Here is a 17,311-nt window from a genome sequence, read left to right on the forward strand (position 1 = left end):
AACTATAAATACAATACTGGCAGTCAGGCAGCCGCTGCATACAGGCGTGCGCCATCCTGCCCGGCCAGAGGGGCGGGCAGGTCAAATCGCAGGGGAATCAGGAGGCTTGGAGCGACGTCTTCAGGTGGCGCCGCATCAGTTGCGCCGCCCATTCCTGGTCGCCGGCTTCCAGCGCTTCGATGATTTGCAGGTGTTCGTTGCTGGAGTTCACGAAGCGGGCGTCGCGATAGAACGCCGCGTGTTCTTCCAGACGGCGCAATTGATTCTGTTGCTGCACCGCTTGCAGGATGTAGCGGTTGCCCGAGAAGCGCGCCAGCAATTCGTGGAACGACGCATTCAGGCCGAAGAACTCGGTGGCCGAAATGCCGGCATCGTCGCGCTGAATCAGGGCTTCGTGCGCGGCGCGCATGCGCGCAAGCGCCGCCTTGTCTACGCGGAACGTGGGTTCCAGCAGGCCCGCGCATTCGATCGTCATGCGGAAACGGTAGCTCTCGCTAAGCGCCTCGGCGCTTTCCAGCGATGGCGCGAACTGCCATCCGTGCCCTTTGCGTTTTTCGATCAGCCCATCTGCCGACAGTTGCAGCAAGGTCTTGGCGAGCACGCTGCGCGGCACGTCATAGCGTTGGAGCAGATCGCGTTCGGTAAAGGTTTCGGGCAGCTCGCGCGCGGCGCGGTCATCGATCAGCCGGCGGGTCAGCTCGTCTTGCGACGGGCCTGCGCCTTCGATGGCGGGCGCCGATCCCGCCGCGTGTTCCGCCACCGTGTAGCCGCTGTTCGGCCGGTGCGTGATCAGGCCCTGGGCGGCCAGCAGCCGCAGCGCGCCGCGCACCGGCGTGCGCGATACCTCATAGGCCGCGGCCAGGGTTTCTTCAGACAGGTGGTCGCCCGGCTGGTGCCGCCGCGCCACGATGTCTTGCGCAATATGGCGCGCCAGGTCGACTTGCAGCGGCGTGGGGCGAGCAGGGGCGGCGGTGGACATGGCGCGTGGGGAGGTGGCGTGGGCAGCAAAGGAAGAATGTTACTTGAGACCCGCACTTGGGAACCGTAGTGGATACCGCTCTTTTTCGGTCAGGCTGGGCAAACCCTAATATTGAACTTTTATCTATATTAGTACAAAATCTGGCCGTCGATTCTGACCGTTTTCTTGCAGGCCGCTTGGCCGGCCTTATTCGGAGTGTTGCGAGCGTGACAATGCCTACCCCGTTTCCCCTGGTCGACGTCCAGGGCAGTCCTTATGAACGTGGCCGCCAGCATGGCGCCGCCGTGCCGGAGCGCGTGGCGCGCAGCGTGGCCTTGTACCGGGGCCAGCTGGAGCGCCGTGGCGTGAGCGCGGCCCGTCTGAAGGAACTGGCCGCCGCGATGGTGCCGGTGGTGGGGGACTACGACGCCGCCTATCTGGAAGAGCTGCGCGGCATTGCCGACGGGGCGGGCCAGACGTTGGAAGACGTGGTGGTGATCAACTGCCGCACCGAAATGATGTTCGGCCACGCCGAGCTGGGCCGTGCCAGAAAAGGGCTGGACGATGGCTGCACTGGCCTCATCGTGCTGCCCGAAGCCGCGGCGGGCGGCAAGTTGATGCACGCGCATAACTGGGACTGGCGTGAAGAATGCGTCGACACCGGCATCGTGCTGCGCATGCGCCGCGAAGACGGCCCCGACCTGCTGATGTTCACCGAAGCAGGCAGCCTGGCGCGCCACGGCTTCAACAGCGCGGGCGTATCGCTATCGGGCAATTTCCTGTCCTGCGAGCAGGACTACCAGCGCCCGGCCGACGTGCCGCTGGTGCTGGTGCGCCGCAAGATGCTGGAATCCACCAACATTTGCAACGCCATGAAAGTGCTGTGGGCGTCGCGCCGCTTCTGCTCCAACAACCTGATGCTGGCGCAGGCTCAAGGCGAGGCCGTGGACCTGGAGTGCGCGCCCGACGAAATCTTCTGGGTCACGCCCGAAGACGGCCTGCTGGTGCACGCCAACCATTGGGTGAGCCCGCCCGCGCGCGCCAAGCTGTTCGACAAGGGGCTGGCCGCCAACCCCGATTCCATCTACCGCCAGCGGCGCGTGCAAGCCATGCTGGCCCGCGCCCAAGGCAGCGTTGACTGGGACACCGTCAAACGCATTCTGGCGGACGACTTCGCCGCGCCCGATGGCGTGCTGCGTTCGCCCAAGGCCGCCAGCTTCGACAGCATTTCGGCCACGGTGGCCACCACCCTCATGGAGCCGGAAAGTGGCGTGATGTGGATCGCCCGCAAGCCCTATGAAGGCCGCAACTTCGTTGAGTACCGGCTGTTCTGAGCCGCGCTTTAAGGACATTCCATGACTCTGCAAGCCTTGCGCGTAAAGCGCGTGCTGATGTTATCCGCAGCCCTGGCCGGCGCCTTCACGGGCCTGCCGGGGCTGACCCAAACCCCAGCGCAACCCCAAGCGCAAACCCCGGCCCCCATGCCCGAGATCCGCTATGCGGAAGGCTCGGGCACGCCGACGTCCGTGCCGGGCGGCCGCTCGCGCAACACCTCCACCGACAACGTGCTGGCGCATGTGGTTGAAGCGCTGGTCGCGTTGCGTGCCGACATGAGCGTGGCGCCGATGCTGGCCGACAGCTGGACGCTGTCCGCCGACAAGCGCAGCTACACCTTCACGTTGCGCCCCGGCGTGACGTTCCATGACGGCTCTCCCATGACCTCGGCCGACGTCAAATGGAGCTACGACTACCTGACCGGCGCAAAGTCCGAGTACAGCTGCAAGAACCTGTACGACGGCACCAAGGGCGCCAAGGTCGTCGGCGTGGAAACGCCCGACGCGGCCACCGTCGTGTTCAAACTGGACCAGCCTTACGCGCTGTTCCTGGATCAGATGGCCAGTGTGCAATGCCCGATGCCGGTGCTTAGCCCGAAAAGCGTGGGCGCCGACGGCAACTGGGTCAAGCCGGTCGGCACCGGCCCGTACGTGCTGGCCGAATGGAAGAAAGAGCAATACGTCCTGTTGACGCCGTACGCGGGCTATACACCGCGCAGCGAAGCGGCCAGCGGCATGGCCGGCAAGAAGACGGCATCGGCGAATGTGCGCTTCGTGGTGATTCCCGACGCGGCCGCGCAGAAGGCGGCGCTGATGGCGGGCCAGGTCGATGCCTACAACGCCGACGAAGACAATTTGCCCGCGAAAGACCCGCGCTGGAACATCGTCACCGAGCAAGGGCTGGACACCGTCAACCTGCTGATGCAGACGCGCGCGCCGTTGCTGTCGGATGCGAACATGCGCCGCGCCATTGCGCTGGCGCTGGATTTTCCGGCCATCGCCCGCGCGTTGAACAACGGCCAGGCCGCCTACAACCCGTCGCTGGTGCCGGCGGCAAGCGTCTATTACTCGGACGCTGACCGCGCGGGTTACGAAAAGAATCTGAAAGAGGTCAAGCGCCTGCTGGAGGCCGCCGGCTACCGCGGCGAATCGTTGAAGCTGCAAGCCAACAAGCGCTACCCGTACCTGTATCGCGTGGCCGTCGTCACGCAGCAATTGCTGAACAAGGCCGGCATCAAGACCGAGCTGGACATGTTGGAGTGGGGCACGCAGGTGACGAATTTTCGCGAAGGCAAATTCCAGTTGATGGCGTTCGCCTATTCCGCGCGCACCGAGCCCGCGCTGATGTTCCGCGACGTGATCGGCGACAAGGCGAAGACGCCCATGGCGCAATGGGAAAGCCCCGAAGCCGCCGCCATTCTGGAAGGCATCGAAGCCGAATCCGACCCGGCTGTGCGCAAGCAGGCGTTCGACAAGCTGCACACGCTGATGCTGCGCGATACGCCGCTTTTGATGTACTACAACAAGCCGGGCTATGTCGTTGTGTCGAGCCAGTTGCAGGGCTTTACCGGCTGGCCGCTGCGCAAGCCGCGTTTTTTCAACGTCACCAAGAACTGAGGCGCCGTGCTGGGCTATCTAACGAAGCGCATCGCGGCGGCGGTGCCCACGGTCATCGTGGTGACGGTGCTGGTGTTCGCGATGATCCGCGCCATTCCCGGAGACCCGGCGTCGCTGATGCTGGGCGACATCGACAACCCCGCGCTGCTGGCCGAAATGCGCCACGCGCTGGGGCTGGACCAGCCGGTGGCCAAGCAGTTCCTGATCTGGGTCACGAACGCGTTCCAGGGGGATCTGGGCATGTCGATCGCCCGGCGCGAACCCGTCATGCATCTGGTGTTGACGCATTTTGCGGTGACGGCGCAGGTGGTGTTGACGGCCACTTTGCTGGCCTGCCTGGTGGCCATTCCCGCCGGCATGATCGCGGCGTGGCGGCAGAACCGGCGCGCCGATACGGCCATCGTGTCCACCTCCATTCTGTTCGTGTCCATGCCCAGCTTCTGGGTGGGCATCCTCTTGATCTGGCTGTTCGGCGTAAAGCTGAATTGGCTGCCGGTGTATGGCTTTGAATCCCTGGCGCAAGGCGGCGTGGGCGCGCTGAAGTATCTGGTGCTGCCCGTATGCGCGATTGTGTTGACGGAAATTGCAGCCATCACGCGGATGATGCGCGCCAGCACCATCGAGACGCTGCGGCTGGAATACGTGGCGCATGCGCGCGCCAAGGGCCTGCCTGAGAAACGCGTGATGCTGCGCCACGTGCTGCCGAATTCTTTCGGCCCCACGCTGACAGTCATCGGCTTGATGCTGGGCCATCTGCTGTCAGGCGCGGCGGTCATCGAAACCGTGTTCACCTTGCCCGGCATCGGCCGGCTGCTGGTGGAAAGCATCTATGCGCGGGACTACCCCGTGGTGCAGGGTTGCCTGCTGTTTATTGCGTTGTTGTACGTGGCGGTGAATCTGGTGGTGGATCTGCTGTATCCGCTGTTCGACCCGCGCGTGAAGCTTCAATAGGAACCGTCATGACGGGTATCAAACCGGGTTTCAAACACACCAATGCCGTCCTGGGCGGCGTGTTGGTCGGGGGCGTGGTGCTGCTGGCGCTGGTCGGGCTGGTGTACACGCCGCACGATCCGCTGGAAGGCGACCTGCTGGCGCGCTTTTCGCCGCCGTCGGCAGAGTATTGGCTGGGCACCGACGAGTTCGGCCGCGATGTGCTGTCGCGGCTGATGGCGGGCGCGGGCGTCAGCGTGGCGGTCAGCGTATTTTCGGTGTTGCTGGCGCTGGTGCTGGGCACGACGATTGGCGTTGCGGCGGGCTATGCGGGCGGCTGGGTGGATCGCGGCATCAGCGTGCTGGTTGAGTCGATGATGGCGTTTCCCGGCTTGCTGTTGGCGCTGGGCATCATGACGGTGCTCGGCCCGTCGAAGTGGGGCGTCGTTCTGGCGCTGGGCCTGGCGTATTCGCCGTCGGTGTCGCGCATTGCACGCGGCGCGGCGTTGTCATTGCGGCAGCGCGACTTCGTCATCGCGTCGCGCGCCACGGGGCATAGCGGCTTGTGGACGGTGTTTCGCCACGTTCTGCCCAACTGCGTGGCGCCTTTGCTGATTTTTGCGACGTCGATTTTCGGCTCGGCGCTGTTGGCGGAGAGCGCGCTGTCCTTTCTGGGTCTGGGCGTGCCGCCGCCGCTGGCCACTTGGGGCGGCATGCTGTCCGAAAGCCGCAACGCCATGGACCAGGCGATCTGGCTGGCGCTGTTTCCCGGCGCGATGATTTCGTTGAGCTTGCTGGGCATCAACTTGCTGGGCGATGCCGTGCGCGACCGGCTGGACCCCCGCATGCGTGGAGTGATGGCATGAACGCTCGTGGCTTGAACCCTGGCGCGACGTCCGAGCCCCTGCTGGCCGTCCGCGATCTTGAAATCCGCTTTCCCGGCAAGCGCGACGCCGCGCCCGTCGTCAACCGCGTGTCGTTCGATCTGCATGCGGGCGAATCGTTGTCCATCGTGGGCGAATCCGGCAGCGGCAAGACGCTGATCGGCAAGGCGCTGTTGGGCTTGTTGCCGGATGCCGCGCGCATCACCCACGGCCAGGCATTGTTCGACGGAAAAGACGTGCTGCCGCAAAGCGCGCGCGATTGGCAGGCCACGCGCGGCACCGGTATCGGCATGGTGTTCCAGGAACCGATGGTGTCCTTGAACCCGGCGTTTCGCGTGGGCGAACAATTGATCGAAGCGCTGGTCTTGCGCCGAGGCATGACGCGCCGCGCGGCGTGGGACGCCGCCATCCAGATGCTTGAACGCGTGCGGGTGCGCGATGCGCGCGATTGCATGAAGCGGTATCCCCACGAGTTCTCGGGCGGCATGCGGCAGCGCATTCTGCTGGCCGGTGTGATGCTGTTGAAACCCCGCTTGCTGATTGCCGATGAGCCCACCACGGCGTTGGATTGCGTCGTGCAAAAGGAAGTACTGGACCTGATGGTCGAGCTGACGCGCGAGCAAGGCACGGCGCTGATCTTCATCAGCCACAACCTGGCGCTGGTGGCCGCTTACACGCAGCGCGTGCTGGTGATGTGCCGGGGCCGCGCGGTGGAAATGGGCGAGGTGTCGCAAGTGCTGTCGCGTCCGGCGGACCCGTACACCTTGAGCCTGCTGGATGCGCTGCCCAAGCGCGGCCCGGCGCGTGCGCCCGTAACCGCTGCGCCGATTCTGCAAGTGGAGCGCTTGGCAATCGACTACGCCGTGCGTGGCGGCTGGCGCCGCAAGCGCACCGTGCGCGCCGTGCATCAGGCGAGCTTTCAGGTGGCCCCGGGCGAGACGCTGGCCATTGTTGGCGAATCGGGCAGCGGCAAGACCACTGTCATGATGTCGATTCTGGGCCTGGTGCCGCAGGCGCAGGGGCGCATTGCGCTGGATGGCCAAGCGTTGCCGCCTGGCGGCGAGGGCAGCATCTGGCGCACGGCGCGCCGCCGCATCCAGATGGTGTTCCAGGACCCGTACTCGTCGCTCGATCCGCGCATGACCATCGGCGCGCTGGTGGGCGAGGGGCTGCGTTTGGAGGCGGGCATCACGCCAGATGCCCGGCAACAGCGCGTGGATCAGGCGTTGCGCGATGTGGGCTTGGGCGACGGCTATGCCGAGCGCTATGCGCATGAGCTGTCGGGCGGGCAACGCCAGTGCGTTGCGATTGCGCGGGCGCTGGTGATGCGGCCGGAAGTGATCATCGCGGATGAACCCGTGTCGGCGCTGGACGTGACCGTGCAGAAGCAGGTGCTGGAAACGCTGATGTCTTTGCAGCGTTCCTATGGCTTTGCCTGCCTGCTGATCTCGCACGATCTGGGCGTGGTTGAGCAGATCGCTGACCGCGTGGTCGTTATGTTGCGCGGGCATATCGTCGAGGAAGGATCGCGCGACGAAGTGTTCGATCATCCGACGCATCCGTACACGCGCCGGCTGTTGCAGGCCGTGCCCGAATTGCGCGGCAATGCGGCGGAAGGATTCCGTGTGGAAGTGCGCGACCTGCCTGCTGGCGCGCGCCGCGCCGATGCGGACTACTTTGATCCGTCCCACAACGCGGACGTGGCCGCGCCTGCCATGACGGCGGTGGCGGCATCCGGCGCCACGCATCGCGTTGCGCTGGCTGCCAGCGTGGCGTTGGCCGAAACGGTAGCCGCCTGACGCATCAACCGTGCCGGCTGCGGCTGTCGGCGGGCGCTTCGTCGCGGGCGTTCATGCCGTAGTCGCGCAGCACCTGCGCCACGCGCAGCCGATAGTTCTGGAACACGCCGCCGCGTCCCGCTTCCTGGGCGCGGCGGTGCGACTCCAGCGAGCGCCAGCGCTTGACGGCGTCTTCATCGCGCCAGAACGACAGGGACAACAGCTTGCCCGGCGTGCTCAGGCTTTGAAAACGTTCCACCGAGATGAAGCCGTCGATGGTCTTGAGTTCGTCGATCAAACTGGCGGCAATGTGCAGATAGGGATCGGGGTTGCCGTTGGCGGGTTCAACTTCGAATATCACGGCGATCATGGGGTGGGTTCCTTGAGCAAATCAGATCGGGACAGTATTCGCCACCTTTGCCATCAACGATTCGATGCACGCCGAACTGTGCCGGTGTCAGCCCGTGTCCGCCAGCAGCGCCGCGTACCCCTGGCGGGAATCTGGCCATTGCAGCGTGAAGCCGCTGGCGCGCAGCCGTGCGTTGCTAAGCTTCTTGCTGCCCACATTGGCGGGGGCCGGGGCGATACGCGGCGCGGGTGCGCCGATCATGGCTGCAAGCTCGGCGTAGAGCGTGTGCAGCGGCAGCGGCGTGTCGTCGCAGCCGATGTAAACCGGATCAACCTTGGGCAACAGCGCCAGATGCACCACGGCGGCGGCCGCGTCGTCGATGTGGATGCGGTTGGCCCAATGTTCAGGCTGTGTCGGCGCGCCTGCCGCGCCGCTGCGCAGCCGCTCGATCAATTGCAGCCGGCCTGGTCCGTACAGCCCCGCCAGCCGCAGCGCGGTGGACGACAGGCCGCGCGCGGCCAGCGCGGCTTCCGCTTCAAGCAGCACCTTGCCGTTGAAGCCTTGCGGCGCGGGCGGCGTGTCTTCGGTGACCCAGTCGCCTTGGTGTTCGCCGTACACCGCGCTGGATGACACGAACACCACGCGTTTGAGTTCGGACGTATCCAATGCGTTCAGCACGTTCTGCACGCCGTCGATGAAAACGCCGCGATACAAGGCCTCGTCGCGCCCGCCCGGGGCGGGCAGGTGGATCAGCCGCGTCACGCCTTGCGGCAACGTGGGCAGGGTGTCGGCGCGCGTGATGTCGCCTTGCAGCCATTGGATGCCGCTGTCGTCGGCGGGCGGGTGGCGGCGCAGTGCGTGCACGTGGTCGCCGCGCGCCAGGAAACGCCGGGCCACGCGCTGGCCAAGATCGCCGCAGCCAATGAGCAATATGCGTTCAGTCATGATGTGCCGCCTGAAAAAAAGGCACCCCAAGAGGTGCCTTGTGGCAGGGGATGCGCCCCTGGCCGGGCGCCCCTAGCCGGGGGCACCTAGCCGGGGGCGCCCTAGCCCTGATTACATGCCGCTGTACACCGGACCTTCGCCGCCTTGCGGCGCCACCCAGACGATGTTCTGCGTGGGGTCCTTGATGTCGCAGGTCTTGCAGTGCACGCAGTTCTGCGCGTTGATCTGCAAGCGGTCGGCGCCGTGGTCGTCCTTGATGAACTCGTACACGCCAGCGGGGCAGTAACGCGCTTCCGGGCCGCCGTACTTGGCCAGGTTGACCTGCACCGGTACAGACGGGTCTTTCAAGGTCAGGTGGATAGGCTCGTTTTCTTCGTGGTTGGTGTTCGAGATGAACACCGAGCTGAGCTTGTCGAAGGTGAGCTTGCCGTCGGGCTTCGGGTAGTCAATGCGGGCGCATTGCGATGCCGGTTGCAGACAGGCGTGGTCGGGCTTGCTGTGGCGCAGGGTCCAGGGCATCTTGCCCTTGAGCAGCAGTTGCTCAACGCCTGTCATTACCGTGGCGATGGTGCGGCCCTTCTTGAACCACTGCTTGAAGTTGCGCGCCTTGTTCAATTCGGCGTGCAGCCACGAGGCTTCGAAGGCCTTCGGGTAGGCGGTGAGCTCATCCTGGCGGCGGTCGGCGACGAGCGCGTCGAACGCGGCTTCGGCGGCCAGCTTGCCGGACTTGATGGCGGCGTGGCTGCCCTTGATGCGGGACGCGTTCAGGAAGCCGGCTTCGCAGCCAACCAGCGCGCCGCCCGGGAACGTCAGCTTGGGCAAGGACAGCAGGCCGCCTGCCGTGATGGCGCGCGCGCCGTAGGCAATGCGCTTGCCGCCTTCGAACGTGCCGCGGATGGCGGGGTGCGTCTTGTAGCGTTGGAATTCGTCGAACGGCGACAGCCAGGGGTTGGCGTAGTCCAGGCCGACGATCATGCCGACGGCCACGATGTTGTTGTCCAGGTGGTACAGGAACGAACCGCCGTAGGTGTCGGAATCCAGCGGCCAGCCGGCTGTGTGGATGACGAGGCCCGGCTTGGATTGCGCCGGGTCGACTTCCCACATTTCCTTGATGCCGATGCCGTAGGCTTGCGGGTCGCGGCCGTCGTCGAGCTTGAAGCGTTCGATCAGCTGGCGGCCCAACTGGCCGCGCGCGCCTTCGCCGAAGACGGTGTAGCGCGCATGCAGTTCCATGCCGGGCTGGTAGTGGTCGGTGTGCGAGCCGTCGCGGGCGACACCCATGTCGCCGGTGGCCACGCCGCGGACAGCGCCGTTTTCGTCGTACAGCACCTCAACCGCGGCAAAGCCCGGGAAGATGTCCACGCCCAGCGCTTCGGCCTGCTCGCCCATCCACTTGACGACGTCGCCCAGGCGGACGATGTAGTTGCCTTCGTTGTGGAAACAGGGGGGCAGCAGCCAGTTCGGCGTGGCGCGTGCGCCGTTCTGGGACAGGAACAGGAACTTGTCCTGCGTGACGGGCACGTTCAACGGCGCGCCTTTTTCCTTCCAGTCGGGGATAAGCTCGGTCAGGGCCAGCGGGTCCATCACGGCGCCAGACAGGATGTGCGCACCCAGCTCCGCACCCTTCTCAAGGACGCAGACACCGATTTCCTGATTCTTTTCAGCGGCCAGCTGCTTTAGACGGATTGCGGTGGCCAGGCCGGCGGGTCCACCGCCAACCACGACCACGTCATATTCCATCGACTCGCGTTCAGACATTTGCAAAGCTCCCCGTATGTATTCCATATTTGGCTGGAAGTATTATCGGCGATTGTATTGCAGGCGGAGGCCGTGCACGCCTTCGTATTTCTTTTAGCCTTCAGGAGTAATTGGTGAACCCGGACAATCTGTCTGCGCGGATTCTGGCGGTGGGCGATACCCATCAAGTGGAATTGCCTTTGCGTTGGGGCGACTCTGACGCCTTGAATCATCTGAACAACACGCTGTATTTCCGCCTCATGGAAGAGGCCCGCATGCAGATTCTGTACGACGCGGGCTTTGAGTTGCCCGCCGATAACGGCGCCATCCTGGCCCATGCCTCGTGCGATTTCCTGCGTCCGCTGACCTATCCCGCCACCGTCCGCGTGACGCACAAGGTGACGCGTATCGGCCGTTCCAGCGCGGAATTCGAGCTGCTGCTGGAGAAGGTGGGCGACGACGCCGGCCCCTATGCGCGCGGCCGCAATGTGCTGGTCTGGATGGACTACGTGGCCAATACGTCCGCCCCGTGGCCGCCCGAGGTGCTGGCGCAGATGGCCACGCAGTTCCAGGCAGCCGCTTGATGGCGGTGCGTGCGGGCGGGGCGGGCTCCTCCATAAAAGCCCACGACGCATTGCCCGTCATGCCGTTAAAATCAAGCGCAAAATCACAAAAGAAATAAAGGGGCGCGCCACCCTCGGCGCCGTCACCCAGAGACATCGGGCCGTTTTTCGATGCCATCCGGGGCCGACGCCGGCAGCCGCGCTCCAAGGAAAAACAGGGCTCTCCCCGAATTTCTTGATCCCCAGGCGGGAACACCGTGCAAGCGGCGGGGCGGGCTCTCTTCGGTTAGACCTTAACTAGGAGTTGGAGCGATGGACAAGGTTTTTGCAAGCGCCCAGGAGGCGCTGGCAGGCATCGTCAAGGACGGTCAGATGATCGCCGTGGGCGGTTTCGGCCTTTGCGGTATTCCCGAAGCCCTGATCGCCGCGCTGCGCGATTCAGGCGTGAAGGACCTGACTTGCATCAGCAATAACGCAGGTGTTGACGGTTTTGGCCTGGGCCAGCTGCTCAACACGCGCCAGGTTCGCAAGATGATCGCGTCCTACGTGGGCGAGAACAAGGAATTCGAACGCCAGTTCCTGTCGGGCGAGCTCGAGCTTGAGTTCACCCCGCAAGGCACGCTGGCCGAGAAGCTGCGCGCCGGCGGCGCGGGCATTCCCGCGTTCTTCACGCGTACCGGTGTGGGCACCATCGTGGCCGACGGCAAGGAAATCCGCGAGTTCGACGGCCAGCAATACGTGATGGAGCGTTCGCTGGTGCCGGACGTGTCGCTTGTCAAGGCGCACATCGCCGACCGCAGCGGCAACCTGGTGTTCCGCAAGACGGCTCGCAACTTCAACCCGAACGTGGCCATGGCTGGCAAGTTCACGGTGGTCGAAGTCGAAGAGATCGTTGACACCGGCAGCCTGGACCCCGACCAGATTCATCTGCCCGGCATCTATGTGCAACGGATCGTGCTGAACACGACGCCGGAAAAGCGCATCGAACAACGCACCACTCGCCCGGCCTAAGGAGAAAACGACATGGCATGGTCCCGCGATGAAATGGCGGCGCGCGCCGCGCGCGAGCTGCAAGACGGTTTTTATGTGAACCTGGGTATCGGCCTGCCGACCCTGGTGGCCAACCACGTGCCCAAGGGCGTTGAGGTGTGGCTGCAATCCGAAAACGGCCTGCTGGGCATTGGCCCGTTCCCCACCGATGATGAAGTCGACGCTGACCTGATCAACGCCGGCAAGCAAACGGTGACGACGCTGCCGGGCTCGTCGATCTTCTCGTCCGCCGACTCGTTCGCGATGATCCGCGGCGGCAAGATCAACCTGGCCATCCTGGGCGCGATGCAGGTGTCCGAAAAGGGCGATCTGGCCAACTGGATGATCCCGGGCAAGATGGTCAAGGGCATGGGCGGCGCAATGGACTTGGTGGCCGGCGTAGGCCGCGTTGTCGTCCTGATGGAGCACGTGGCCAAGAAGAAGGACGGCACGGAAGACATCAAGCTGCTGCCCGAATGCAATCTGCCGCTGACCGGCGTGGGCGTGGTCGACCTGATCATCACCGACCTGGGCGTGATGGAAGTCACCGAAAACGGCCTGAAGCTGCTGGAAACGGCGCCGGGCGTGACGGTGGATGAAATCCAGTCCAAGACGGCTGCGAAGCTGGACGTGTCGGCGGTTAAGTGACCGGTAAATGCGTAACTCGGTAAACCGGTAAACCCGCTGCCGAAGTTCCAATGAAAACGCCCCGCAAGGGGCGTTTTCTTTTGGGCGCTAGGCCGTCTCGTTCAGCCGCATCCCCACATGCGGGATGCCATCTTCGATGTATTCCTCGGTGACCTGCACAAAGCCATGGCCGCCGTAGTAATTGCGCAAGCGGGCTTGCGCGCCCAGGTACATGGCGCGGCCGGGCCAGCGCTGGCGCACTTCCGCCATGGCGTGGCGGATCAGCTCGTGGCCCAGGCCCTGGCCGCGCGTCCACGGCGCGGTGATCACGCGGCCGATTTCAATCTGCCCGTCTTTCAGCGACGGGTCCAGGATGCGGCAATAAGCCGCCAACTGGCCGTCTTGCCACGCCATCAGGTGCGACGTCTGGCCCATCAGATCCTTGCCATCCATGTCCTGGAAGATGCAGTTCTGCTCGATGACAAACACTTCCGAGCGCAGCCGAAGGATCGCGTAGATCTCGGGCACGGTGAGTTCCTGGTGGGGCTTACAGATCCAATCGGGCATTGCGTCAATCCAAGTCGGCAAGGGGTGAAAGTGGAGCGCGGATAGCGTACCTCAAACCGGCCCCGTTTCTTTTGAAGCACTGTTACATATATTCACGGGTATACCCTTAGTATGAAAAGGAATTTTCTTATTTAAAATTTGTGTGTAAACAGATTTACACAAACATCCGCTACGACTCACCCCCCGGAATCGATGAACAAGGCCGCACTTACGATCGCTGATCGGATCGCCCGGGCTCAGCCCGCGCTGAGCCGGACGCAGCACAAGATGGCCGAGTACGTGCTGGCGCATCAGTTCCGCGCCGCCACGATGACCATCGACGAATTCGCGGCGGCGGTGGGCGTATCGGTGGCCACGGCGAACCGCTTTGCGCGCGCCCTGGACTTGCCCGGCTACCCGCAATTCCGCGCCGAACTGGCGCGCGGATTCGAAGCCGCGCTGGAACCCGTTGAAAAGCTGCGCACGGAACTGGCGCATTCCGCCAGCGCTGTGCAGATCTTCGCCGCCACGCTGGAAGAAGACATCCGCAACGCGCAGCGCAACCTGCAATCGCTGGATTCCGCGGCCTGTGAGCAGGCGGTGGACGCCATTCTGGCCGCCGACCGCGTGTTCATCATCGGCTTTGGCGCCAGCGGTTTCCTGGCTGGCCTGCTGCAACGCGGTCTGTGCATGCACCTGCATTCGGTTGAATCGCTGGCCGGTCCCGGCGGCGTGTCGCATGCGGCACGCCAGATGTCGCGCATGACCGCTAAAGATCTGGTGATTGCGATAGGCTTTCCGCGTTACCTGGCCGACACCGTCACGCTGGCCGCGGCCGCCAAGCAGGCCGGCGTGCCGGTGCTGGTGCTGACCGACAAACCCACGTCTCCGCTGGCGCCCACGGCATCCGTCGTGTTGTACGCGTTTTCCGCGCGCCAGCTGATCCCCAATTCCGAAACCGCCGCGCTGGGCTTGATCGAAGCCCTGTCCGCCGCGGTGGCTTATCGAGCCAAGAATTCCGTCGCGGCCGCCGCTGGGGTGACCCAGTCCGTGATGCCGTGGCTCATCCATGGAGTAGGTAAACGATGATTCAACCCGTGATTGCCATTCACGGTGGCGCCGGCGCGATGTCCCGCGCGGCCATGTCGCCCGAGAAAGAACAGGAATATCTGGCCGCCCTGGAGTCCATCCTGACCGCCGGCCAAGCCGTGCTGGCCAATGGCGGCAGCGCGCTGGACGCCGTCACTGAAGCCGTCCGCCTGCTGGAAGACTGCCCGTTGTTCAACGCTGGCCACGGCGCAGTGTTCACCAGCGCCGGCACCCACGAGCTGGACGCCTCCATCATGGACGGCGCGACGCTGCGTTCGGGCGCGATTGCCAACGTGAACTGCGTGCGCAACCCGATTTTCGCCGCGCGCCGTGTCATGGAAAACAGCAAGCACGTGTTCTTCGTGGGCGAGGGCGCTGAAGCCTTCGCCAAGGAAGAGGGCCTGGACATCGTTGACCCGTCGTATTTCTCGACCGAAGCCCGCCGCGAACAATTGCTGCGCGTGCAGCGCGAGACGCCGGATGCCGCTGTGCTGGACCACGACGGTCAAGCCATGGTCGCCCGCGGCCAGCCCGCGCCGGCCGACCCGCTGGACGCCGACAAGAAGTTCGGCACAGTGGGCGCGGTAGCCGTGGACGCCCAGGGCAACGTGGCCGCCGCAACCTCGACCGGCGGTATCACCAACAAGCAGGTTGGCCGCGTCGGCGACGCGCCGATGATCGGCGCCGGCACCTATGCCAGCAACAAGACCTGCGCCGTGTCCACGACGGGCACGGGCGAAATGTTCATCCGCATGGTCGCGGCTTATGACGTCGCGGCGCAGATGGAATATTGCGGCGCGTCGCTGGAAGCGGCGGCCAATCGCGTCGTGATGGAAAAGCTGCCCACCATCGGCGGCAAGGGCGGTCTCATCGCCGTTGACGCCCAGGGCAATGTGGCTTTGCCGTTCAACACGGAAGGCATGTATCGGGGTTACGCCCGCGTAGGCGAGAAGCCCGTCACCGCGATTTATCGTTAAGCGGCGGCAGGTTCGTTTTTTCAGTATTTGGGGAATGAAAAGAGATGGTTGATCGCGCAAACAGCCTGGCGCTGCCGGAAAACCGCGTGGTCCAGGTCGACGACCTGACGGTGCGCTTCGTAGGGTCGGAGCGTACGGTCGAAGCCGTGCGCAACCTGTCGTTCCATGTGGACCGGGGTGAAACCCTGGCCATCGTGGGCGAATCGGGTTCGGGCAAGTCGGTGACGTCCCTGGCTCTCATGCGTCTGGTGGAACATGGCGGCGGCCGCATCGCCCAGGGCCGCATGGCTCTGCGCCGGCGCAACGGCTCCGTGATCGACCTGGTCGGTTCCAGCCAACGCGTCATGCGCAATGTGCGCGGCGCCGACATGGCCATGATTTTCCAGGAGCCGATGACCTCCTTGAACCCGGTGTTCACGGCCGGCGACCAGATCGCCGAATCGATCCGTCAGCACCAGGGCAAGGATGCCGCCGCCGCGCGCGCCGAAGCGCTGCGCATGCTGGAACAAGTGCGCATCCCGGAAGCCAAGTCGGTGCTGGACCGCTACCCGCATCAACTGTCGGGCGGCATGCGCCAGCGCGTGATGATCGCGATGGCGCTGGCCTGCAAGCCGGCGCTGCTGATCGCTGACGAACCCACCACCGCGCTCGACGTCACCATCCAGGCGCAGATTCTGCAACTGATCCGTCAGCTGCAAGAAGAAATGCACATGGGCGTGGTGTTCATCACCCACGACATGGGCGTGGTGGCTGAAGTGGCCGACCGCGTGCTGGTCATGTACCGCGGCGACAAGGTTGAAGAAGGCCCGTCTGAACAAGTGTTCTCGGCGCCGCAGCACACCTACACCAAGGCGCTGCTGTCGGCCGTGCCGAAGCTGGGCGCCATGGAAGGCACCGATCTGCCCGCGCGCTTCCCGCTGCTGCAAGTGGAAGGCCAGGTTCAGCCCGTGGCGGAACCCGGCATCACCAGCACGCAGGAAGTGCCGGCCGCCAAGCGCGAACCGATCCTGAGCGTGCGTAATCTGGTGACCCGTTTTGATCTGCGCGGCGGCATTCTGAGCCGCGTGCAGCGCCGCGTGCACGCCGTGGAGCAGGTCAGCTTTGATCTGTACCCGGGCGAAACGCTGTCGCTGGTGGGCGAATCGGGTTGCGGCAAGTCCACGACCGGCCGTTCGCTGCTGCGTCTGGTGAACAGCCAGGGCGGCGAGATCAAGTTCGGCGGCCGCGACATCGTGCGCCTGAAGAACAACGAACTGCAATCCCTGCGCCGCGATATTCAGTTCGTGTTCCAGGACCCGTTCGCATCGCTGGACCCGCGCGTCACCGTTGGCTTCTCCATCATGGAGCCGCTGCTGGTGCACGGCGTGGCCAAGGGCCGCGATGCCGAACGCCGCGTGGCCGAATTGCTGGAGCGCGTGGGCCTGCCGCCGGAAATGGCGCAGCGCTACCCGCATGAATTCTCGGGTGGCCAGCGCCAGCGCATCTGCATCGCGCGCGCGCTTGCCCTGAACCCGAAGGTGGTGATCGCGGACGAATCCGTGTCGGCGCTGGACGTGTCGATTCAGGCGCAGATCGTGAACCTGCTGATCGACCTGCAACGCGACATGGGCATTTCGTTCCTGTTCATCTCGCACGATATGGCCGTGGTTGAACGCGTCAGCCATCGCGTGGCCGTGATGTACCTGGGCCAGATCGTTGAGATCGGCCCGCGCCGCGCCATCTTTGAGAACCCGCAGCACCCGTACACCAAGAAGCTGATGTCGGCCGTGCCGATCGCCGATCCGGCACGCCGCCATCTGAAGCGCACCTTGTTGTCCGATGAAATCCCCAGCCCGATCCGCAAGCTCGGCGACGAGCCGGTGGTGCAGCCGCTGGTGCAGGTTGGAACCGATCACTTCGTCGCCCGTCATCCGGTCGGCGGCGCGTATTGAGTCCGTTGTCGTACTTG

Annotated in this window: 16 protein-coding genes; 11 read left to right on the plus strand and 5 right to left on the minus strand. The window is 64.6% G+C overall.

Features of this window, described 5'->3' with window-relative positions; translation table 11 throughout:
- Positions 1-97: 97 nt before the first annotated feature.
- Positions 98-979 (minus strand): GntR family transcriptional regulator, encoded by an 882-nt coding sequence (locus tag HV765_RS09635; RefSeq protein ID WP_175169618.1) that lies wholly within the window; start codon positions 977-979, stop codon positions 98-100.
- A 212-nt stretch (positions 980-1,191) separates the two neighbouring features.
- Here HV765_RS09635 and HV765_RS09640 point away from each other — a divergent pair, with 212 nt between their 5' ends.
- The 5 genes from HV765_RS09640 to HV765_RS09660 are packed head-to-tail and all read left to right on the plus strand — an operon-like array spanning position 1,192 to position 7,522.
- Positions 1,192-2,292 carry a C45 family autoproteolytic acyltransferase/hydrolase gene (locus HV765_RS09640; protein WP_175169756.1) on the plus strand — a complete coding sequence of 367 codons (1,101 nt, stop codon included), beginning with the start codon at positions 1,192-1,194 and terminating at the stop codon, positions 2,290-2,292.
- A gap of 21 nt (positions 2,293-2,313) precedes the next feature.
- Positions 2,314-3,909, plus strand: coding sequence for an ABC transporter substrate-binding protein (locus HV765_RS09645; protein ID WP_175169619.1), 1,596 nt, complete (start codon positions 2,314-2,316; stop codon positions 3,907-3,909).
- 6 nt (positions 3,910-3,915) lie between these two features.
- Entirely contained in the window at positions 3,916-4,860 is a 945-nt protein-coding gene (locus HV765_RS09650) for an ABC transporter permease (RefSeq protein WP_054423966.1), read from the plus strand.
- 8 nt (positions 4,861-4,868) lie between these two features.
- The gene (locus tag HV765_RS09655) at positions 4,869-5,705 is read left to right on the plus strand and encodes an ABC transporter permease (protein ID WP_054423964.1); all 837 of its coding nucleotides are present in this window, start codon (positions 4,869-4,871) and stop codon (positions 5,703-5,705) included.
- Entirely contained in the window at positions 5,702-7,522 is a 1,821-nt protein-coding gene (locus tag HV765_RS09660) for a dipeptide ABC transporter ATP-binding protein (RefSeq protein WP_175169620.1), read from the plus strand. Before HV765_RS09655 ends, HV765_RS09660 begins: the two co-directional genes overlap by 4 nt.
- A gap of 4 nt (positions 7,523-7,526) precedes the next feature.
- Here the strand turns inward: HV765_RS09660 and HV765_RS09665 are convergent, their stop codons facing one another.
- The 3 genes from HV765_RS09665 to HV765_RS09675 form a co-directional block, all read right to left on the minus strand.
- A complete protein-coding gene (locus HV765_RS09665) occupies positions 7,527-7,871 on the minus strand; it encodes an antibiotic biosynthesis monooxygenase family protein (protein WP_054423959.1) in 345 nt (114 codons plus the stop codon).
- Between the two features lie 87 nt (positions 7,872-7,958).
- Positions 7,959-8,795 carry an NAD-dependent epimerase/dehydratase family protein gene (locus HV765_RS09670; RefSeq protein WP_175169621.1) on the minus strand — a complete coding sequence of 279 codons (837 nt, stop codon included), beginning with the start codon at positions 8,793-8,795 and terminating at the stop codon, positions 7,959-7,961.
- 111 nt (positions 8,796-8,906) lie between these two features.
- Positions 8,907-10,553 (minus strand): electron transfer flavoprotein-ubiquinone oxidoreductase, encoded by a 1,647-nt coding sequence (locus HV765_RS09675; protein WP_054423955.1) that lies wholly within the window; start codon positions 10,551-10,553, stop codon positions 8,907-8,909.
- Between the two features lie 113 nt (positions 10,554-10,666).
- On the opposite strand from HV765_RS09675, the gene HV765_RS09680 reads away from it, so the two are divergent.
- From HV765_RS09680 to HV765_RS09690, 3 genes are all read left to right on the plus strand, one after another.
- Positions 10,667-11,116 carry an acyl-CoA thioesterase gene (locus tag HV765_RS09680; RefSeq protein WP_054423953.1) on the plus strand — a complete coding sequence of 150 codons (450 nt, stop codon included), beginning with the start codon at positions 10,667-10,669 and terminating at the stop codon, positions 11,114-11,116.
- A 291-nt stretch (positions 11,117-11,407) separates the two neighbouring features.
- On the plus strand, positions 11,408-12,106 hold the full coding sequence (locus HV765_RS09685; protein ID WP_054423951.1) for a CoA transferase subunit A: 699 nt from the start codon (positions 11,408-11,410) through the stop codon (positions 12,104-12,106).
- Positions 12,107-12,118: 12 nt separating this feature from the next.
- Complete coding sequence (locus tag HV765_RS09690; protein ID WP_054423948.1) at positions 12,119-12,772, plus strand: CoA transferase subunit B; 654 nt, start codon at positions 12,119-12,121, stop codon at positions 12,770-12,772.
- A gap of 87 nt (positions 12,773-12,859) precedes the next feature.
- On the opposite strand, the gene HV765_RS09695 is transcribed toward HV765_RS09690, so the two are convergent.
- Entirely contained in the window at positions 12,860-13,318 is a 459-nt protein-coding gene (locus HV765_RS09695) for a GNAT family N-acetyltransferase (RefSeq protein ID WP_175169622.1), read from the minus strand.
- Positions 13,319-13,510: 192 nt separating this feature from the next.
- On the opposite strand from HV765_RS09695, the gene HV765_RS09700 reads away from it, so the two are divergent.
- Genes HV765_RS09700 through HV765_RS09710 form a run of 3 tightly spaced genes read left to right on the plus strand, consistent with a single transcriptional unit; the run spans position 13,511 to position 17,294 of the window.
- Complete coding sequence (locus HV765_RS09700; RefSeq protein WP_054423944.1) at positions 13,511-14,386, plus strand: MurR/RpiR family transcriptional regulator; 876 nt, start codon at positions 13,511-13,513, stop codon at positions 14,384-14,386.
- Positions 14,383-15,363 (plus strand): isoaspartyl peptidase/L-asparaginase family protein, encoded by a 981-nt coding sequence (locus HV765_RS09705; RefSeq protein ID WP_054423942.1) that lies wholly within the window; start codon positions 14,383-14,385, stop codon positions 15,361-15,363. The genes HV765_RS09700 and HV765_RS09705 overlap by 4 nt, the downstream gene beginning before the upstream one ends.
- A gap of 44 nt (positions 15,364-15,407) precedes the next feature.
- Positions 15,408-17,294, plus strand: a complete 1,887-nt coding sequence (locus HV765_RS09710) for a dipeptide ABC transporter ATP-binding protein (RefSeq protein ID WP_054423940.1) — start codon at positions 15,408-15,410, stop codon at positions 17,292-17,294.
- Positions 17,295-17,311: the final 17 nt, after the last annotated feature.

Origin of the sequence: Achromobacter kerstersii, from assembly GCF_902859595.1 — a bacterium.
GTDB classification, from domain to species: domain Bacteria; phylum Pseudomonadota; class Gammaproteobacteria; order Burkholderiales; family Burkholderiaceae_B; genus Achromobacter; species Achromobacter kerstersii.